Origin of the sequence: Nocardiopsis exhalans, assembly GCF_024134545.1 — a bacterium.
GTDB lineage: Bacteria > Actinomycetota > Actinomycetes > Streptosporangiales > Streptosporangiaceae > Nocardiopsis > Nocardiopsis exhalans.
The window spans coordinates 2,371,319-2,390,470 of record NZ_CP099837.1 but is presented as its reverse complement, the minus strand read 5'-3'; the positions used below and the strand labels follow the sequence as shown (position 1 = coordinate 2,390,470).

Here is a 19,152-nt window from a genome sequence, read left to right as displayed (position 1 = left end):
CGGCCACGGCCTCCCGGCTAGTCGGCCTCGCGGCCGGAGAGCTCCAGGACGATCTTGAGCAGCGCGGAGTGGTCGAGACCGCCGTGCCCCTGGTTCTTGAGAGCGGCCACGTACTGCGCCACCTGCGAACCCAGCGGGATCGCCACACCGGCGGCGGTCGCGGAGTCGGTGATGATGCGCATGTCCTTGTCGTGCAGGGCGATGCGGAAGCCGGGCGCGAAGTCGCGCTCGCGCATGGCCTTGCCCTTGCGCTGGAGCACGGTACTGCCCGCGAGCCCGCCGCCCAGGACCTCAAGGCCCGCCTCGGTGTCCACGTTGTGCGCCTCGAGGAAGACGAGGGCCTCGGCGAGGAGCTGGATGTTGCCTGCCACGATGAGCTGGTTGGCGGCCTTGACGGTCTGACCGGAACCGCTCGGACCGACCAGGACCGGGGTGGTGCCCAGGACGTCGAAGACCGGGCGCGCGGCCTCGAAGTCCTCCTGCGCACCGCCGACCATGATGGACAGCTTGGCCTCGACCGCACCGGCCTGGCCACCACTGACCGGGGCGTCCAGGACGCGGAAGCCGCGCTCGGTGCCGACCGCGGCGAGCTCGCGGGAGACGTCGGGGCGGATGGTGCTCATGTCGATGACGAGGGTGCCGGGCTTGGCGTTGTCGAAGACACCGCCCTCCCCGCGCAGGACCAGGTCGACGTCCGGGGAGTCCGGAACCATCGTGATGACGATGTCGGCGTCGGCGACCGCCTCGGCGATACTCCCGCCGCGCAGGCCGCCCTTGGCGACCAGGGTGTCCTCGGCCTCGCGGCCCTTGTTGACACCGGTGACGGTGTAGCCGGCGTTGACGAGATGGGTGGCCATGGGCAGGCCCATGATGCCCAGACCGATGAAAGCGATCTTCTTGGCGGCCATGTCGGCCCCTTTCCAACTGTGTGACTGTGTGGCTGTACTGCGTGTGGTCGCAGTACTGCGTGTTGTTGCTGTTGTTGCTGTGGCTCTGTTGTTGCTGTGGCTGCCACGGGGTGCGGCTGGTGTGCGCGGCCCGGTGAGTCGCGGTGTGCTGGGCCTTCCGTGCGGCGCGGTGCACCGCGCATCGGTGCGACGCGATGCGCTGCTCCGCGACTCGGCCGGGCCGCTGTGACCCGTGGGGTCAGCTCAGCCAGCCGAAGCTCTGCGCACTGGGGACGGTCGGCTTGTACTCCAGGCCGACCAGGCCCCGGTAGCCGCCGGCCTGGGCCGCGGTGAGGAGTTCGTCGATGGGCAGTTCGCCGGTGCCGGGCTCGCCGCGGCCGGGGGCGTCGGCGATCTGGATGTGCCCGAACTCGGCCGCGTGATCGCGGACCACGGCGGCGACGTCGTCGCCGTTGACGGCCAGGTGGAAGAAGTCGGCGAGGAGCGCGACGTTCTCGGCCCCGGCCTCCCTGACCTTGGCGACGAAGGCCAGGCCCTCGGCGGCGGTCTTGAGCGGGTAGTCGTCGGAGCCGCTGATGGGCTCGACGAGTACGGTGCCGCCGACCTTGGCGACCGCGTTGGCGGCGGCCACGGTGTTCTCCAGCGCGAGCCGGTCCTGCTCGGCCGGGTCCACTCCGTCCTGGCGCAGGCCGTAGAGGGCGTTGAACCCGGTGGTGCCGGTGCGTTCGGCGATCTGGGCGACCACCTCGGTGTTGGCGAGGAACTCGGCGGTGCGCGAGGGGTGGGAGAGCACGCCGCGGTCGGGGCCGGGGAGCTGGCCCGCGAAGAAGTTGAGGCCGCTGAGGCGCACGCCCGCGTTGTCGAGGGCGGTGACGAAGGCGTCGATCTCCGCCTGCTCCGGGGTGGCGGTCTCGAAGGGCCACCAGAACTCGACGGCGTGGAAACCCGCGTCGCGTGCGGCCTGGGGGCGCTCGTTGACGGGGAGCTCGGTGAACAGCAGGGAGCAGTTCACCGTGTACCCGAGTGTGTGGCTCATGCGTTGCCTCCGGCATCCACTTCCGTATTGCGGAAAGTAGTTTTCACTTTAAGGAATGCCTTGAGTGTGGGGCGGACCACCGCCGCTTGTCAACCACCCGGTCGAACCGAAGTTCGGACGGGCCTCCAGCAGACCCCCGCCGGACACGCGTCGAACCCCGCCGCGGCGTCTGCGCGAACCGGCAACAACGGCCCCAACCACCCCCTGCGCCTCGCCAGCACGCAGGAACTTCGCGATTTCTTTGTGCGGAGACACAGATTCCACTGTTTTTCCGAGATCCCCCCTTGCCAGTGTTGACAAGGTCACACTGTCATCAACTAGAGTCCCTCCAATCCGTAATACGGAATCAGCTATCTGCACTACGAAAGCCCAGGCCGGTTCGACGGTCCTCCGCCCTCCACGGCGGGGAGCCCGAGCACCGGCCGAGCCACGGGAGAACACATGCCCGAGACCACCCCGGACCAGCCGGGGGACGCCCCCGACCCGGGTCTGGCGCGTCTGAACGCCCTCTCCAAGGAGGACCTGCGCACCGAACTCGCGCAGTGCCTGAACGTGGACCGCTGGGTGGAGGCCGTCGCGTCCGAGGCGCCCTACTCCGACCGCGAGACCCTGCTCGCGCGGGCCGACGGCCACGCGCGCGGAATCACCTCCGACGAGGTCGCCACCGCCCTGGCCCGCCACCCCCGTATCGGGGAGAAGGCCAAGGGACAGGACACCGAGTCGGCGTGGTCGCGCGGTGAGCAGTCGGCGTTCGCCGCCGACACCGACGACGCCTCCGCCCGGGTTCAGCGGATCTTCACGTTCGCGCAGGGTGAGTACGAGGGAAGGTTCGGGCAGATCTACCTTGTCTGCGCCAGCGGCCGCAGCAGCCGCGAACTCCTCGCGGACCTGGTCGCCCGGCTGGACAACGACCGCGACACCGAGCTGACCGTGGTCGGCGAGGAGCTCCGCAAGATCTCCGGACTCCGCCTGGTCAAACTCCTGGAGGCAGCATGAGCCACGTGACCACCCACATCCTGGACGCCGCCCTGGGCAAGCCCGCCCGCGACGTCCCGGTCCGCCTGGAGGCCGCGGTCGACCCCGGTCGCAGCTCCTGGAAGACCGTCGCCGAGGGCCGGACCAACAGCGACGGCCGCGTGCCCGACCTGGGGCCCGAGCAGCTCTCCGCGGGGTACTACCGGGTCGTCTTCGACACCGGGTCCTACTTCGAGGCGAGCGGCCAGAAGGGGTTCTACCCCGAGGTCAGCATCGTGTTCGACCTCGCCGAGGAGGACCAGCACTACCACGTGCCGCTGCTCCTGAGCCCGTTCGCCTACTCGACCTACCGGGGCTCGTAGCCGACCCCCAGCCAGCGAGCGCCCGGTACCCCACCCCATCGGCCCAGGAGCAGCCAAGGCCCCACCACCAGCTGAAACATCTCAACCTCTTCGAGTGCGTGACAGGTCCTTCCGCATGACCACAGCGGTCCTCCCTCATACGCACAGCGCACCGACGCGAACGCAAAGCGCGGCGCAAGCGATGAAACCGAATCCACACGGATGGAGTTCACCCTGATGGGCATCAAGCTCGGAGACAACCAGTACGGCAAGGCCGAGGTCCGCCTCGTCCACGTCAAGCGCGACACCGCCGTCCACCAGATCAAGGACATCAACGTCACCTCGCAGCTGCGCGGCGACCTCGAGGAAGTCCACACCGTCGGCGACAACAGCAAGTGCCTGCCGACCGACACCCAGAAGAACACCGTCTACGCCAAGGCCCGCGAGTGGGGCGGCGTCGGCGCGATCGAGGACTTCGCGCTGCGTCTGGCCCGCCACTTCGTGGACGAGCACGAGTACGTGTACGGCGCCCGCCAGGAGATCCAGGAGTACTCCTGGGACCGGATCGCCACCGCGAAGGGCCCGCACGACCACGCCTTCTCCCGCAACGGCGCCGAGACCCGCACCACCGTCGTCAACAAGGACGGCGACAAGGAGTGGGTGGTCTCCGGCTTCGAGGGCCTGACCGTCCTCAAGTCCACCGGCTCGGAGTTCCACGGGTACCCCAAGACCCGGTACACCACGCTCCCCGAGACCAACGACCGGATCCTGGCCACCGACGTCACCGCCCGCTGGCGCTACGTCGGCACCGAGCACGACTTCGACAAGTCGTACGCCTCAGTGCGGGCCCTGTGCCTGGAGGCCTTCGCCGAGACGCACAGCCTCGCTTTGCAGCAGACGCTGTACGCGATGGGCACCGCCGTTCTGGAGGCCCACCCGGAGATCGCCGAGATCCGGTTCTCCATGCCGAACAAGCACCACTTCCTGGTCGACCTGTCCTCCTTCGACCTGGACAACCCCAACGAGGTCTTCTTCGCCGCCGACCGCCCCTACGGCAAGATCGAGGCGACGGTCGAGCGGGACGACGCCCCTGAGGCGGGCGACGCCTGGAAGGCCGTTCCGGGTTTCGTCTAGCTCCTTCCGGGTGATGGCCCCGGTGAGTGCCGCGCGCTCACCCGGGCCCTCCCCCGCGCTCTTTCGAGCTCCCTGAACACCGGGGCCCGTGCGTGCGGCCGGGCCCCGGATTCTCCGCCCCGAACCGGTCGGACCCGTGATCGGTCGAGACTCCGGGAACCCGAGGGCTTCGGACACACGAAGGCTTCGGGACTCTCTACCCCGGACCCGACTCGAACGTGGATCGACCGCGGCCGGGGCACCCACCCGAGGTCTCCCTCGCCTGCCCACCCAGAACTGGGCCACACCGGCCTTCGGCATGCCTGAGAACAGGCGTTTCGATCAGCCAGGGCCGGCGCGACACCACCGGGCACCCGCCCGGAGAACCCGGTCACCCCCGTGGTGGCCAACAACCCGAAGGCTGGAAACTGGCCATGTCGAACAGTCCGTCCGCGAAGGACTCGGCCACAACAAACGCCACGACCCCCACTCGTCCCGAGGACGAGAAGCTGCCCCTGCGGCTCATGCTCGTCTACGGGCTCCAGCACATCCTCACCATGTACGCCGGTGCGGTGGCACCGGCACTCGTCATCGGCGCCGCCGCTGGGCTCGCGAACGACCCCGCCGCCATGGGAATCCTCGTCAGCGGCGCACTCCTGGTGGCGGGTATCGCCACCCTGATGCAGACCGTCGGCCACAGGCGGATCGGCGCGCAGATGCCGATCGTGGTGGCCTGCTCCTTCGTCCCGGTCAGCGCCATCACCGCCCTGGCCGCCGGCCAGAACGGCGAGAACCTCCCCGTGGCCTTCGGCGCGTCGATCGCCGCGGGTGTGTTCGCCCTGCTGCTGACCCCCTTCTTCGGGCAGCTGATCCGCTTCTTCCCGCCGATCGTCACGGGCACGATCATCACGGTGATCGGCGTCAGCCTGATGCCGGTGGCCACCCGTTGGATCATGGACGGTTCCACCCGCGTCCTGGAGGACGGCAGCGAGGTCCCGGCCGCCCCCCTGGGCAACCTCGCCCTGGCCGGGCTGACCCTGGCCGTCATCCTCGTCGGCTCCCGCCTCTTCCCCGGCATCTGGGGGCGGCTGTCCATCCTGCTCGGCCTGGTCGTGGGCACGCTCGTCGCGATCCCGCTCGGCATGGCCGACTTCAGCCGGGTGGGCGAGGCCGACTTCGTGTTCAACCCGACCTCGGTGTTCTACTTCGGCGCGCCGCAGTTCGAGATCGCCGCGATCATCACCATGTGCATCATCATGCTCGTGGTCCTGACCGAGGGCGCCTCGCACATCATCGCGGTCGGTGAGATCACCGGTTCCAAGGTCGACGCCAAGCGCATCTCCGCCGGTCTGCGCGCCGACGTCAGCGGTTCGATCATCGGTCCGATCTTCAGCGCCACCCCCACCAGCTCGTTCGCGCAGAACATCGGCCTGCTCGCGCTGACCGGGATCCGCAGCCGCTACGTGGTCGCCACAGGCGCGGGCATCCTGCTGGTTCTGGGCCTGTTCCCGGTGCTCGGCGGGGTCATGGCCGCCATCCCCACCCCGGTTCTGGGCGGTGCCGGCCTGGTGCTGTTCGGCAGCGTCGCGGCCAGCGGCATCAAGACCCTGGCCAAGGTGGACTTCACCAACAACCTCAACCTGATCCTGGTGGCCGCCTCGGTGGGCGTGGCGATCATCCCGCTGGCCTACCCGACCTTCTACAAGTTCCTGCCGGAGTCGGTCGAGCTGATCGCGCACTCGGGCATCATCGGCGCGGCGATCGTGTCGATCCTGCTGAACATCTGCTTCAACGTGATCGGCCGCGGCCCCTCGGCCTCCCCCGCCGAGATCGACCAGGCGGACATCGGCAGCGCCGGGCCCGGTGAGGCCAAGTACACCGACCAGGCGGGCGCGACCTACCGCGGTTCGTCGTCGCGGGAGAGCGGGGGCCAGGGGACCGAGCACCCCGAACGGACCTGACCTCTCCGTACTCCCCACTCCCCCGGGGCGGGCGCACCGTGACCGTGCGCCCGCCCCGCTTTCTGTTAAGCGGAGATGAATGGTATGCCTGTGAGGGTGACCGACTGGGACCTGCGCAAGCTGCGCGTACTCCGCACCCTCGAAGAGCTCGGGACCGTCCGCGCCACCGCCGAGGCCCTTTCCATGACTCCTTCGGCCGTCTCCCAACAACTGTCGTCGCTGTCCCAGCAGGTGGGGGTGGCGCTGTTGGAGGCGCACGGGCGCCGGGTCCGGCTGACCGACGCCGCGCACGTGCTGCTGCGGCACACCGACGTGGTGCTGGCCCAGCTGGAGCGGGCCGAGGCCGAGCTCGACGGGTACGTGCGCGGCGAGTCCGGGCGCGTGCGCGTGGGTACCTTCGCCACCGCCATCCCCGGGCTGGTGGTCCCCGCGTTGAACGCCCTGCGCACGGCCCACCCGGGGCTGCGCACCCGGGTGCACCAGGCCGAGGCGGCCGAGGTGTACGAGCTGCTCTCCGCGGGAGAGATCGACATCGGCCTGTCCCTGGCCGCACAGGCGCCGACCGGCTCCGACGGCCGCTACGACCGGACCGAGCTGCTCACCGACCCCCTGGACGTGGCGGTACCCGCCCAGCACCGACTGGCCACCACCCCGGCGCTGCGGATGCGCGACCTCGCCGAGGAGCCGTGGATCTACGGGGCGTCGGGGCCCTGGCGGGAGATCACCCTGGCGGCCTGCGCCCAGGCGGGGTTCGCCCCCGAGCAGGCGCACGTGGCCTCCGACTGGCGGGCGATCCTGGACATGGTGGCGGCGGGCATGGGGGTGGCGCTGATCCCCCGGTTGGCGGCCGCCCAGGAGACACCGGGGGTCGCACTGCGCATCCCGCACACGGACCAACCGCGCCGCCACGTGGTCACCGCGGTTCGCTCAGGCTCGGGCCAGCGCCCGCAGATCGCCCTCGCCCTCCAGGCCCTGGCCGAGGCCGCCGCGCATCTGAGCAACCCAACCGTTCAGCCAAAACGAACATAATGATCAAAAACTTTCGCTGGAATTAATCGGTTTCTCCTGCGAACCTGGAAAGGTCCCAGCACAGAGACCGACAGGAGAAACGTGAGCCAGGCCCCGTCCTTCGACCCCCGCGCCTACAACGCCCAGCCCTACCCGGGCGGGGACCCCTACGGTGACTTCAAGAAGACCGAACTGGACTTCTCCGGGCTGGTCGACCTCGCCGACCGCCGCCTGGGCGCCGGTGTCGTGGCCGCCAACGACGAGTTCTTCGCCGAACGCGAGAACCTGCTCCGCACCGAGCCCGCGGTGTTCGACCCGCACCACTTCGGGCACAAGGGCAAGGTCATGGACGGCTGGGAGACCCGCCGCCGTCGCGGTGTGAGCTCCGAGCAGCCGCACCCCACCGCTGAGGACCACGACTGGGCCCTGGTCCGCCTGGCTCTGCCCGGGATCATCCGCGGCCTCGTGGTGGACACCGCGCACTTCCGCGGCAACCACCCCACCGAGGTCAGCGTCGAGGTCGCGCACGTGGAGGGCACCCCCGCCACCGACGAGCTCCTCGCGGCCGAGTGGACCGAGATCGTCCCCCGCACCCCGGTGTACGGGCACGCGGAGAACGGTTTCAAGGTCGACGTCCAGCGCCGCTGGACCCACCTGCGCCTCAAGCAGTTCCCCGACGGCGGCGTGGCGCGCCTGCGCGTGTACGGCGAACCGGTCGCGGACCCGAACTGGCTCTCCACCCTGGGCAGCTTCGACCTGGCCGCCCTGATCAACGGCGGCACCGTCGAGGACGCGTCGGACCGCTTCTACTCCTCGCCGGAGAACATCATCCAGCCGGGCCGCTCGCACAAGATGGACGACGGCTGGGAGAACCGCCGCCGCCGCGACACCGGCAACGACTGGGTCCGCTTCCGCCTGACCGCCCAGGCCTCCGTACGCGCCATCGAACTGGACACCGCCTACCTCAAGGGCAACTCGGCGGGCTGGGTCACCATCCTGGGCCGCGACGGCGAAGGCGAGTGGTTCGAGCTCGTGGGCCGCACCCGCCTCCAGCCCGACAGCGCCCACCGCTTCGTCCTGGACGCCCCGGCCACCGTCACGCACATCCGCACCGACGTCTTCCCCGACGGCGGCATCGCCCGCCTGAACGTCTACGGCTCCCTCACCGAAGCCGGTGCGGCGGACCTGCGCAACCGCTGGCAGTCCGCCCAGGCCTGACCAGCGCCGAAAGACCGGGGCGGGCACGCGTCAGCGTGCCCGCCCCTCCACGTGTTTCGGGCCGGGGCCCGGGCAAGAGACCTGATGCCCGGGACGGTGCGGCCGTGGAGCTGTTCGGTCAGGGGGTGATGACGCCCGTTCCCGCGTTCGCTTCGACGGCAGTCTTGGCGTCCTCGGGGCTCTGCGCCTCGTACTCGTAGGGCACCGTGAAGTCGGTGGTCGACTCCAGGTGCTCGTACGGGGTGTCCACGAAGGTGTTGTCGACCAGGTTCCAGTAACCGGTCTCGGAACTGCCGTACCACCAGCCCACCGGACCCTGGATCTGACCGGCGTGGGTGTCCACCTCACCCGATCCGACGTTGTCGAAGTGGTTGCCCTCGACCAGGACGCGGGCGCCCATCCGGGCGTTGATCGCCGATCCGTCGATGTCCTGGAACACGTTGTTGAGCATGTGCACGTCCGCGTGGCGCACCAGCGGCACCCGGGTGTTCAGGTTGCTGAACAGGTTGTGGTGGTAGGTGATCCGGTCCGGACCGGAGCTGGGGTTGTCGTTGTGACCCACCAGAGCGGTCTTCCAGTGGTCCTCGAACTTGTTCCAGGAGACGGTCACGTACTCCGAACCGTGCTTGATGTCGACCAGACCGTCGTAGAAGTCCTTGTCGACACCCTCCTTCTGGCTGCTGAACTCGTTGTGGTCGATCCACACGTTCGAGCTGTTCTCGGTCACCTCCAGAGCGTCGCCCTCGCCCTGGGAGACGTCGCGGATCGCCAGGTTGCGGAAGACGACGTTCTCCGAACGGGTGACCTTGAAGCCGATCCCGTCGAACCGACCGTCCTCGCCCACGCCCAGGACGGAGACGTTGGAGACGTCCTTGACGTCGATCTTGTCCTGGCCGACCTGGTCCGGGGTGACGGTGACGTCGACGTAGACGACCAGGCCCTCGTCGGAGTCGGCCCGGATGTGGTCCTTGAGCACCTCGTAGAGCGCCTCGCCGGGGGTGCTCTCCTCGCTCCAGGAGGGGTACTCGCTCAGCAGGTACTCGTTGACGGTGTCACCGCCGAAACCACCGGTGGTGCCACCGTTCATCGACGCGTAACCGACCGGGACGTCACTGAGCGGATCGGCGGCGGTGGTCTCCTCGATCCCGGCGGCCTCTTCCGCGGCTTCCTCAGCGGCCTGCGCTGGCGGCTCGGAGCTCTCCGGGGCCGCTGAGGCGGGCCCGCTCGGAGCCTGTGAGGGTTCGGCGGACTCGGCGGACTCGGCGGGTTCGGCCACCTCGACCGCGGTCCCCTCGGCCCCGGTGGACGGGGTGCACGCGGCGGCCATGAGGGTCAGGCTTCCCGCGGCTGCCAACAGCGACCAGGCGAGCTGACGTATGCGTGCGGTCATGGTGTGGGGGTGTCCTCTCGGGGGAACGGAGGTCACGGGTCAGGGGCCTCCGGTTCGGGGTTTGCCCTTTTGTGCAATAAGTTGCACAAAAGCTGGGCAAGATGATCACCCGAACCAGACCAGCTGTCAACCGATGCAGGTCAGCGCTCCCGTGCCGGACCAACCACCCCGCACGCGAACGGGCGCCCCACCACATCGGCGGGGCGCCCGTGAACAGTTCGGGGAACTAACCCCGGGTGATCATCCGGCCGTCGGTGCTCTCCGGGCCGATGTCAGATCCGCGCAGGACGGTGCGGCGGACCCGGCCGAACAGGTCGGCGCCGTCATAGGCGCTCACCGGGTTGCGGTGGGCCAGGGAGCGGGCTTCGACGCGGACCGTCTCTTCCGGGGCGAAGACCGTGAGGTCGGCGTCCAGGCCCGGGGCGATCGAGCCCTTGCCCGGCACGCCCGCGACGCGGGCTGGCTCGGCGGACATCCAGCGGACGACCTCGGCGAGGGCGATGCCACGGGATCGGGCCTCGGTCCACATGGCGGACAGGCCTACCTGAAGTCCGGAGACGCCGCCCCAGGCGGTGCCGAAGTCGCCGGTGTCCAGGTCCTTCAGGTCCGGGGTACTCGGCGAGTGGTCACTGACCACGCAGTCGATCAGACCGTCCTGGAGCGCCCTCCAGAGGAGGTCGCGGTTGGCGCTGTCGCGGATGGGCGGGCAGCACTTGTAGCTCGTGTCACCCGCCGGAACCTCTTCCGCGGCCAGGGTCAGGTAGTGCGGGCAGCTCTCCACCGTGAGCGGCACGCCCTCCTGTCTGGCCTGAGCGATCAGGGGCAGCGCGGAGGCGCTGGACAGGTGCAGGATGTGCGCGCGAACCCCGGTGCGGCGGGCGGTGTCGATGACCAGGGCGATCGCCGCGTGCTCCGCCTCGTCCGGGCGGGAGGCCAGGAAGTCCGCGTAGTCGCGCCCGGAGGCGGCGGGTGCGGAGTCCAGGACGGCGGGATCCTCGGCGTGCACGATCAGTCTGCCCCCGAAGGCGTGGATGGCCGTGGCCGCGGTGTACAACTGCTCCGGGGACAGGTGGCCGAACTCTTCCACACCAGAGGGCGAAAGAAACGCCTTGAACCCGAAGACGCCTTCGGCCCACAGGTCGGACAGGATGCCGGTGGTGCCGGCACCGCTGTTCTCCGGGACGGCTCCGCCCCAGAAGCCCACGTCCACGGCGAGCTTGCCCTCGGCCACGGCGCGTTTGGCCTTGAGGCCTTCGATGCTGGTGGTGGGCGGAACACTGTTCAGCGGCATGTCCACCAGGGTGGTCACCCCGCCCAGGGCTGCGGCGCGGGTGGCGCTCGCGAACCCCTCCCACTCGGTGCGGCCCGGCTCGTTGACGTGAACGTGGCTGTCCACGAGCCCGGGCAGCAGCACCTCGTCCTCGGCCAGGCGCAGCTCGCGCTCGGCCTGGACCGGTGCGTCGTCCCCGGTGAGGACCTCGGTGATCCGTCCGTCGTCGATGACCACGCTCACCGGGCGCTCACCCTCGGGGGTGAGGGCGCGGCGGGCGCGGACGACGAGTGCGTGTTCGGTCAACTCACTGCTCCTGTCCGACACGGCGGGTTGCCAGACCGACGATGGTACCGGCGTCGGCACCGGAGGCCTCGACGACCTCGGACTCCTCGAGCGCGCCGCAGCGCAGGCCGCTGGCCAGGACCGAAGCCAGGGCCTGGGCGGTGGCGGGCTCGTCCATGACGTTGCCGCCTGCCTGGCCGAGGTAGGCCTTCAGCCGCGCGGCCGCGGGAGCGAAGGCCTCGCGGTAGAAGGCGTAGGTGGCCAGGTAGCGGATGGGCAACTGGCCCGGGTGCAGGTCCCAGCCCTGGTAGAAGCCGCGCTCCAGGGAGCGGCGGACCAGGCCCGCGTGCAGGTTCCACGCGGAGCGCACGTCCTCGGGGCTGCCCGCGGGCAGGATGTTGCTGCCGCCGTCGGAGATCCATACGCCGGTACCGGCCGCGGCCACCTGCATGACCGACTTCGCGAAGTCGGCCACCGGGTGCGCCAGGCTCTGGTGGGCGGCGGTGATCCCGCAGGCCGCGCTGTAGTCATAGGTGCCGTAGTGCAGGGCGGTGACCCGGCCCTGACCGGCCTGGATCATGCGGGCGACGGACACGGTGCCGTCGGTGAGCAGGATCGACTGGGGGGTCTCGATCTGGAGCTCGAACCGCAGCCGCCCGGCGGGCAGCCCGAAGCGCTCCTCCAACCGCTCGCTGACCCACACCATCGCCTCGACCTGCTCGACCGAGGTGATCTTGGGCAGGGTGAGCACGAGGTTGTCCGGCAGGGAGCCGTGCCCCTCCAGCAGGGCCTGCAGGAAGAGAGTGAGGGTGCGCACGCCGCGGTGGCGCCCGGCCGCCTCCATGCCCTTCATCCGAATACCGAAGTAGGGGGTGGCCGTCCCCTGCTTCAGATCCGAGACGAACGCGTTCGCGGTGGCGAGCACGTGGGCGTCCTCGGCCTCCTCACCAGGGGCCCCGTAGCCGTCCTCGAAGTCGGCGCGCAGGTCCTCGACGGGTTCGCGGGTGAGCTTGGCCCGTACCAGCGGGAGCGCGTCGGCGACGGCGGCCTCGCTGAGCCCGGTGATCTCGGCGAGGTCCGCGGCCTTGGGCGCGTACTCGTCGAGGACCGCGATCGCCTGCTCGCCCCAGGCCGCGGCGAGGCCGGGCTGGATGCGGTCGGCGGGCACGTAGACGCTGTGGACCGGCTGGCGGCCGCCGTTGGTCCCGGGGTACTCGCGGTCCAGCCGCTTGTCCGCGTCCGCGAGCCGGGTGTCGAGTTCGGTGACCAGGTCGGTCAGGCCTTGCAGGCTGTCACTCGCCACGTGTCGTGTCCTCCTCAGTCGTCGGTGCCGGTCTCTCGGAGTCACTGAGAGACCGGACACTAATTTCTATATGCGGATACTAACTTCTGCGATTCGGAAGAACAAGGCCCCTGAGGCACCGACGATCCGGATCCGAAAGCTTCGATACACAACGGAGAGCGAAAAACGGCTTTCGTATTGCAGAATGATGGACGTGACCGCAGCGGCCCTCAGCATGGGAGCACGACCCTTGTCAGCCTCAGAGACCCCCCAAACGGACCAGCCCCGACCTCCCGAGGAGGCGGCGGCCCGGCGCTCCGGCGGCGTGCAGTCCCTGGACCGCGCCTTCGCGCTGCTGGAGATCATGGCCGAGTCCGGCGGTGAGGCCTCCCTGAGCCAGCTCGCCGACTCCTCCGGCCTGCCCCTGCCCACCATCCACCGCATCATCCGCACCCTGGTCGGCAACGGCTACGTGCGCCAGCTCCCCTCCCGCCGCTACGCCCTGGGCCCGCGCCTGATCGGCCTCGGCGACAAGGCAGCGCAGATGCTCGGCACCTGGGCCCGCCCCCACCTGGCCCAGCTCGTGGAGGACCTCGGCGAGACCGCCAACCTCGCCATGCTCGACGGCGACAAGGTCATCTACGTGGCCCAGGTTCCCTCACCGCACGCCATGCGCATGTTCACCGAGGTCGGCCGCCGCGTCCTGCCGCACTCGGCGGGTGTGGGCAAGGCCCTGCTCTCCCAGCTCAGCGACGAGGAGGCCCTGGCCACCGTGCGCCGCACCGGCATGCCCGCCGCCACCGAGCGCACCATCACCGACCCCGAGGCCTTCCTCGCCGAACTCCAGCGCATCCGCGAGACCGGCTACGCCATCGACGACGGCGAGCAGGAGGTGGGCGTGCGCTGCGTGGCCGTGCCCGTCAAGGACGCCCCCTCGGGCATGGCGGTGTCGGTCTCGGGCCCCGAAGCCCGGGTGAGCTGGGGCTTCGTGGACCAGGCCGCCCCCATCGTGCGCAAGTGCGCCCGGGTCCTGGCCACCGACCTCAACAACCAGAGCTAGGCACACGAAGCACAGAACACACCGTGCCCGGTGCACTGAGCACCCCGCACGACACGCGGAACACGAGAGGGGCCGTGACCACATGTGGTCACGGCCCCTCTCGTTGCCTGAATCCGCCTCAGCGGACCCCTGCGCCCATGAACTCCTACGTCTGCTGGTCGAATCCCAGCTTGCGCAGCTGCTTGGGGTCGCGCTGCCAGTCCTTGGCCACCCGAACCCGCAGGTCCAGGAAGACCCGCTGGCCCAGCAGGCCCTCGATCTGCTTGCGGGCCCGCGAGCCCACGTCGCGCAGCCGCGAACCCTTCGAGCCGATCACGATCGCCTTCTGGCTGGGACGCTCCACGTACAGCGACGCGTAGATGTCCACCAGCTCCTTGCCGGGCTTGGTGTTCTCGCGCTCGTACATCTCGTCCACGACCACCGCGATGGAGTGCGGAAGCTCGTCCCGAACCCCCTCCAGGGCGGCCTCGCGGACCAGTTCGGCCACGAGCATCTCGTCGGGTTCGTCGGTGAGGTCGCCGTCCGGGTACAGCGGCGGCCCCTCCGGCAGGTGCGAGCACAGCACTTCGGTGACCGTGTCCAGCTGGTAGGCGCCGCGCGCGGACACCGGGACGATGTCGGCCCAGTCGCCCAGCTCGTTCACGGCCATCAGGTGTTCCCCGACGGTCGCCTTGTCCACCAGGTCGGTCTTGGTCACCAGGGCGACCACCGGGGTGTTGGTCTGCTCCGCGAGCTCCTTGGCGATGTAGGTGTCACCGCGCCCGATCGGCTCGTTGGCCGGAAGACAGAACGCGATCACGTCCACCTCGACCAACGTGGACCGCACCAGCGAGTCCAACCGCTCCCCCAGCAGGGTGCGGGGCTTGTGCAGACCGGGCGTGTCCACGATGATCAACTGCGCGTCCGGCCGGTGCACGATGCCGCGCACGGTCCGTCGGGTGGTCTGTGGCCGGTTACTGGTGATCGCCACCTTCTGCCCGACCAGCGCGTTCATCAGGGTGGACTTGCCCACGTTCGGGCGGCCCACGAAGCAGGCGAAACCGCTCCGGAAGCCCTCCGGGTAGGAGGGCAACTCCAGCGGCACGCGGAGCTTCTCAAGGTCGAGGTCTTTCATCGGTCCTTCTTTAACGCCGGGTGATGCTCGCGGGCACCCCGTCAGGGGCCGCGATCACCACCACCTGGGTCTTCAGGTCGTCCGCCACCGCGCGGTCGGCCTCGGTCAACTCCTTGGCCTCGGTGACGACCACCGCGGCCTCCAACGCGGAGGCCTCGCTGGAGGCCGCCGCGGCCACGGCGGCCTGGAGCGCGGTCAGCTTGAGCGAGGGCAGCGACACCGTGGTGGCGACGTACGTGCGCCCGGTCTCGTCGCGCACGGCTGCGCCCTCAGCGGCCGCGTTCCGGGCCCGGGAGGCCCGCGCGAGCGTGATGAGCTTGCCGTCCTCGGGGCCGAGTCCCGTCGTGTCCGTCACTGGTCCGTGCTCCTTACGTGTTCGTCCGAACCCTGGTCCTGTTCGAGGGGCAGGCGCTCCACCAGCACCGTGGTCATCCGGTTGCGGCGGCTGCTCTTGCCCTCCAGGGTGAGCCTGAGTCCAGCGTATTGTGCCTGGGCCCCGCCTGCTGGAACCCGACCCAGCACGAAGGCCACCAGACCGCCCACGGTCTCCACGTCGGAGACCTCCAGATCGCGGTCGGGGAAGAGTTCGGCGAGCTCACCCAGCGGCAGGCGCGCGGTCACCCGCACCTTGTCCTCGTCCAGCCAGTCCACCGGGGCGATCTCGTGGTCGTACTCGTCGGTGATCTCACCGACGATCTCCTCCACGATGTCCTCCAGGGTGACCAGGCCCGCGGTGCCGCCGTACTCGTCGATCGCCACCGCCACGTGGTTGCGCTGCTGCTGCATCTCGCGCAGCAGCTCGTCGATGGGCTTGGTGTCGGGCACGTAGCTGGCCTGACGCATCACGTCGGCAGCGGTCAGCGGCACGTCCTGGGCGCCGCCCGCGGCCGCCGCCCAGCGGTCGCGCAGCCGCTCCACCAGGTCCTTGAGGTAGACGATGCCGACCACGTCGTCCTCGTCCTCGCCGGTCACCGGGATCCGCGAGTACCCGCTGCCCATGGCGAGCGTGAGGACCGCGTCGGCGTCGGCGTCCCGGCTGGTGAAGACGATGTCGGGCCGCGGCACCATCACCTCGCGCACGGAGGTGTCGTCGAGCTTGAACACCGAGTGGATCATCTGGCGTTCCTCGGGGTCGATGACCTCCCCCTGCTCGGCCAGGTCCACGAGCTGGCGCAGCTCCACCTCGCTGCTGAAGGGGCCGTCCCGGTCGCCCTTGCCCCGCGGGGTGAGCGCGCGGCCCGCGCCCACCAGGAGCCTGGCGATCGGGCCCAGCACCACCTGGAGCGGGTAGACGACCGCGGCGCTGGCCCGGGCGAGCGGACCGGCGAACTGGCGGCCGAGGATACGCGGGGTGACAGCGATCAGGACGCACTCCACCACGACCATCGCCACGGCGGTCAGCACCAGGGCTGGCCAGCCCGGCCCCAGCAGGAAGACCATGCCGACGGCGGCGGCCAGGACCGCGCAGACCTCGCACACCACGCGCAGGAACAGCAGCATGTTCAGGTGCGCGGTGGGGTCGGCGCAGACCCGCTCCCAGGCACGGCCGGCCTTGGCGGAGCGCTCACCGTGGAGCGCCTCCATTCCCATGGAGGCCACGCGGGTGACGGCGACCTCCGCCGCCACCAGGAACCCGGCGACGGCGGTCAGCGCCAGGGCGGCCACGAAGGCCGCCACCCACTCCAGGGGGTCACCCGTGGTGAGCGGCGCCAGGTCGGGCCACAGGGGCGCGCTCATCGGGCGCTCTCGTCCCCTTCGGTGGTCTCCTCGTCGGCGGCCTCGCGCTCGCGCCAGGCGGCGAGGATCTCACCCTGGAGACCGAACATCTCCTTGTGTTCCTCGGGCTCGGCGTGGTCGTAGCCGAGCAGGTGCAGGATGCCGTGCGTGCACAGCAGGTCGATCTCGGCCTCGGTTCCGTGACCGGCCGCCTCGCCCTGGCGCTCGGCCACCTGCGGGCAGATGATCACGTCACCGAGCACGCCGGGGTCGCTGGTGCGGCCGGGGCCGCCGGGGCGCAGCTCGTCCATGGGGAACGAGAGCACGTCGGTGGGTCCGGGCTCGTCCATCCAGCGCACGTGGAGGTCGGTCATGGGTCCCTCGTCCACCAGCACGACGGACAGCTCGGCCAACGGGTGGACCCGCATGGCGTCGAGCACGTGCCGGGCCAGGCGGGAGAGTCGCTCCTCGTCCACGCTGCTGACGCCGGACTCGTTGGCGACGTCGATACTCATCGGTTGCGGCTGCCTTCTCGCGTCTCGGGTCGGTGGTCGGCGGTGTCCCCGCCGGGGCGCCCGGCGAGGGGCGCCCTACCGACAGCGGTGGGCCCGCACGAGGCGGGCCCACCGGCCGGTGTCACTACGTACTTCTTCTCAGTCTGCCCGGTCCTGGGCGCCCTCTGCGCCGCCACCACCGTCCCTCGGGGTGTCGCCGCCCCGGCGCCGCCCCTTTCGCGGGCCCGGACGGCCCCGGTCCCCGTTGGCCTGGTTGCTCTGAGCGGCGTCGTGACGGCCGTAGGCGTCGACGATCTGCCCCACCAGCTTGTGCCGGACGACGTCCTCACTGGTCAGTCGGCAGAAGGCGATGTCGTCGATATCACGCAGAATGTTCTCGATCGTGCGCAGCCCGCTGGTCTGCCCGCCGGGCAGGTCCACCTGGGTGACGTCACCGGTGACCACGATCTTCGACCCGAACCCCAGGCGCGTGAGGAACATCTTCATCTGCTCCGGTGAGGTGTTCTGCGCCTCGTCCAAGATGATGAAGGAGTCATTGATCGTCCTACCCCTCATGTACGCCAGGGGTGCGACCTCGATGGTGCCGGCAGCCATCAGTTTGGGGATGGAGTCCGGGTCGAGCATGTCGTGCAGGGCGTCGTAGAGCGGGCGCAGGTAGGGGTCGATCTTGTCGTAGAGGGTGCCGGGCAGGAAGCCCAGGCGTTCGCCGGCCTCGACCGCGGGGCGGGTGAGGATGATCCGGTTGACCTCTTTGTCCTGGAGGGCCTTGACCGCCTTGGCCATGGCCAGGTAGGTCTTGCCGGTGCCCGCCGGACCGATGCCGAAGACCACGGTGCGCTGGTCGATGATGTCGACGTAGCGTTTCTGGTTCAGCGTCTTGGGGCGAATGGTCTTGCCCCGGTTGGACAGGATGTTGGTGGTCAGCACGTCCGCGGGGCGTTCCTTGCCCGGTGAGCGCAGCATGTGGATCATGCGCTCGATGGTGTCGGGGGTGACGTGGGTGCCGCTCTTGGCGAGCTCGATCAACTCCTCCACGAGGCGGACGACCATGCCCGTTTCCTCGGGGGTCCCGCTGATCGTGAACTCGTTGCCGCGGACGTGGATGTCGCTCTTGAAGGACCGCTCCAGCGCCCGGAGGAGCTCGTCCCCCGAACCCAGCAGGCTGATCATCGTGTGTTCGTCCGGCACCACGACCTTGACCTGGGTCTCCCGGTCCGGGTGCGTGTGAGTTGACTCGACCATGGTGTGGCCTTGCGGCCGCTGTCCCTACCCTTCGGTCACGGCCCCGGGGTCGGTTTCCCGGGGTTCCTCGCGGACGGGCCGCACACCGTGTCCGACGGTGTCGTGCACGTTCACCACGGGTGTGCGGGACAACCGAAGTGGCCGGTGGGGCCCGCCTGCGAGTCTACCAACGGGGACCCGGCGGACTCGATGGGATTTTTCGCGCCCACCGGGCCGGGGAGGGACAGCCGTACGGAAGACGTGGCCGTCCTGGGCGTGTGCGCCCCCGGCGACCCCGACCCGTGGTTATCCGGGCGGCCAGCTCAGGCCGCGGCCGCCGAGCACGTGCGCGTGGAGGTGGAAGACGGTCTGCCCGGCCCCCGCCCCGGTGTTGAAGACGATCCGGTAGCCGATGTCGGCCACGTCCTCGGCCTTGGCCACCTCGTGGGCCTCACGGACCACGGCGTCCAGCAGGCCGGTGTCCGTGGCAGCGGCGGCCGCGGCGTCGGCGTGGTGCTCACGCGGGATGACCAGGACGTGGGTGGGCGCCTGGGGGTTGATGTCGCGGAAGGCGACCGTGCGCTCCCCCTCGCGGACGATCTCCGCGGGCACCTCCCCCTTCACGATCTTGCAGAAAAGGCAGTCGGGGTCGACCATCGCTCACCTTCCGTCACGCGGGGCCGCCGGGCAGGGCGGCACCCCTCTCGGGCATGTCCGGTGCCCATGATGCCGCAGGTGC

General features: G+C 69.9%; 17 protein-coding genes and 1 pseudogene. 7 read left to right on the top strand and 11 right to left on the bottom strand.

The annotated features are described in order from the left end of the window. Positions 1 to 17: 17 nt before the first annotated feature. Both NE857_RS10705 and NE857_RS10700 read right to left on the bottom strand, forming a co-directional pair. Positions 18 to 947: pseudogene (locus tag NE857_RS10705) on the bottom strand (2-hydroxy-3-oxopropionate reductase); the annotation flags it as partial. Between the two features lie 199 nt (positions 948 to 1,146). Beyond that, positions 1,147 to 1,944 carry a hydroxypyruvate isomerase family protein gene (locus NE857_RS10700; protein WP_254420852.1) on the bottom strand — a complete coding sequence of 266 codons (798 nt, stop codon included), beginning with the start codon at positions 1,942 to 1,944 and terminating at the stop codon, positions 1,147 to 1,149. A gap of 441 nt (positions 1,945 to 2,385) precedes the next feature. On the opposite strand from NE857_RS10700, the gene uraD reads away from it, so the two are divergent. The 6 genes from uraD (at position 2,386) to alc (ending at position 8,560) form a co-directional block, all read left to right on the top strand. Further along, positions 2,386 to 2,940 (top strand): 2-oxo-4-hydroxy-4-carboxy-5-ureidoimidazoline decarboxylase, encoded by a 555-nt coding sequence (gene uraD, locus NE857_RS10695; protein ID WP_254420851.1) that lies wholly within the window; start codon positions 2,386 to 2,388, stop codon positions 2,938 to 2,940. Beyond that, positions 2,937 to 3,281: a hydroxyisourate hydrolase gene (uraH, locus tag NE857_RS10690; RefSeq protein WP_017579622.1), complete on the top strand. Its 345-nt coding sequence runs from the start codon at positions 2,937 to 2,939 to the stop codon at positions 3,279 to 3,281. The genes uraD and uraH overlap by 4 nt, the downstream gene beginning before the upstream one ends. A gap of 216 nt (positions 3,282 to 3,497) precedes the next feature. Next, entirely contained in the window at positions 3,498 to 4,394 is an 897-nt protein-coding gene (gene pucL / locus NE857_RS10685; protein ID WP_026116356.1) for a factor-independent urate hydroxylase, read from the top strand. A 413-nt stretch (positions 4,395 to 4,807) separates the two neighbouring features. Beyond that, complete coding sequence (locus NE857_RS10680; RefSeq protein ID WP_254420850.1) at positions 4,808 to 6,334, top strand: nucleobase:cation symporter-2 family protein; 1,527 nt, start codon at positions 4,808 to 4,810, stop codon at positions 6,332 to 6,334. A gap of 84 nt (positions 6,335 to 6,418) precedes the next feature. Next, complete coding sequence (locus NE857_RS10675) at positions 6,419 to 7,363, top strand: LysR family transcriptional regulator (protein ID WP_254420849.1); 945 nt, start codon at positions 6,419 to 6,421, stop codon at positions 7,361 to 7,363. 81 nt (positions 7,364 to 7,444) lie between these two features. Beyond that, positions 7,445 to 8,560, top strand: a complete 1,116-nt coding sequence (alc, locus tag NE857_RS10670; protein ID WP_254420848.1) for an allantoicase — start codon at positions 7,445 to 7,447, stop codon at positions 8,558 to 8,560. A gap of 118 nt (positions 8,561 to 8,678) precedes the next feature. Here the strand turns inward: alc and NE857_RS10665 are convergent, their stop codons facing one another. The 3 genes from NE857_RS10665 to NE857_RS10655 all read right to left on the bottom strand — a co-directional run bounded on the left by NE857_RS10665 (position 8,679) and on the right by NE857_RS10655 (position 12,808). After that, entirely contained in the window at positions 8,679 to 9,950 is a 1,272-nt protein-coding gene (locus NE857_RS10665; RefSeq protein ID WP_254420847.1) for a pectate lyase family protein, read from the bottom strand. 226 nt (positions 9,951 to 10,176) lie between these two features. Continuing rightward, positions 10,177 to 11,526, bottom strand: a complete 1,350-nt coding sequence (gene allB / locus NE857_RS10660; protein WP_254420846.1) for an allantoinase AllB — start codon at positions 11,524 to 11,526, stop codon at positions 10,177 to 10,179. Position 11,527: 1 nt separating this feature from the next. Then, positions 11,528 to 12,808, bottom strand: a complete 1,281-nt coding sequence (locus tag NE857_RS10655) for a DUF6986 family protein (protein WP_254420845.1) — start codon at positions 12,806 to 12,808, stop codon at positions 11,528 to 11,530. Between the two features lie 304 nt (positions 12,809 to 13,112). On the opposite strand from NE857_RS10655, the gene NE857_RS10650 reads away from it, so the two are divergent. After that, positions 13,113 to 13,847: an IclR family transcriptional regulator gene (locus tag NE857_RS10650; RefSeq protein ID WP_254421932.1), complete on the top strand. Its 735-nt coding sequence runs from the start codon at positions 13,113 to 13,115 to the stop codon at positions 13,845 to 13,847. A gap of 145 nt (positions 13,848 to 13,992) precedes the next feature. Here the strand turns inward: NE857_RS10650 and era are convergent, their stop codons facing one another. From era to NE857_RS10620, 6 genes are all read right to left on the bottom strand, one after another. Continuing rightward, entirely contained in the window at positions 13,993 to 14,961 is a 969-nt protein-coding gene (gene era / locus NE857_RS10645; protein ID WP_017579614.1) for a GTPase Era, read from the bottom strand. 10 nt (positions 14,962 to 14,971) lie between these two features. After that, complete coding sequence (locus NE857_RS10640) at positions 14,972 to 15,316, bottom strand: cytidine deaminase-like protein (protein WP_017579613.1); 345 nt, start codon at positions 15,314 to 15,316, stop codon at positions 14,972 to 14,974. After that, complete coding sequence (locus tag NE857_RS10635) at positions 15,313 to 16,698, bottom strand: hemolysin family protein (protein WP_254420844.1); 1,386 nt, start codon at positions 16,696 to 16,698, stop codon at positions 15,313 to 15,315. The genes NE857_RS10640 and NE857_RS10635 overlap by 4 nt, the downstream gene beginning before the upstream one ends. Beyond that, positions 16,695 to 17,192, bottom strand: a complete 498-nt coding sequence (gene ybeY / locus NE857_RS10630) for an rRNA maturation RNase YbeY (protein WP_254420843.1) — start codon at positions 17,190 to 17,192, stop codon at positions 16,695 to 16,697. Before ybeY ends, NE857_RS10635 begins: the two co-directional genes overlap by 4 nt. A gap of 138 nt (positions 17,193 to 17,330) precedes the next feature. Further along, the gene (locus tag NE857_RS10625; RefSeq protein ID WP_254420842.1) at positions 17,331 to 18,434 is read right to left on the bottom strand and encodes a PhoH family protein; all 1,104 of its coding nucleotides are present in this window, start codon (positions 18,432 to 18,434) and stop codon (positions 17,331 to 17,333) included. A gap of 285 nt (positions 18,435 to 18,719) precedes the next feature. After that, positions 18,720 to 19,070, bottom strand: coding sequence for a histidine triad nucleotide-binding protein (locus tag NE857_RS10620; protein ID WP_017579608.1), 351 nt, complete (start codon positions 19,068 to 19,070; stop codon positions 18,720 to 18,722). Positions 19,071 to 19,152 lie beyond the last annotated feature (82 nt).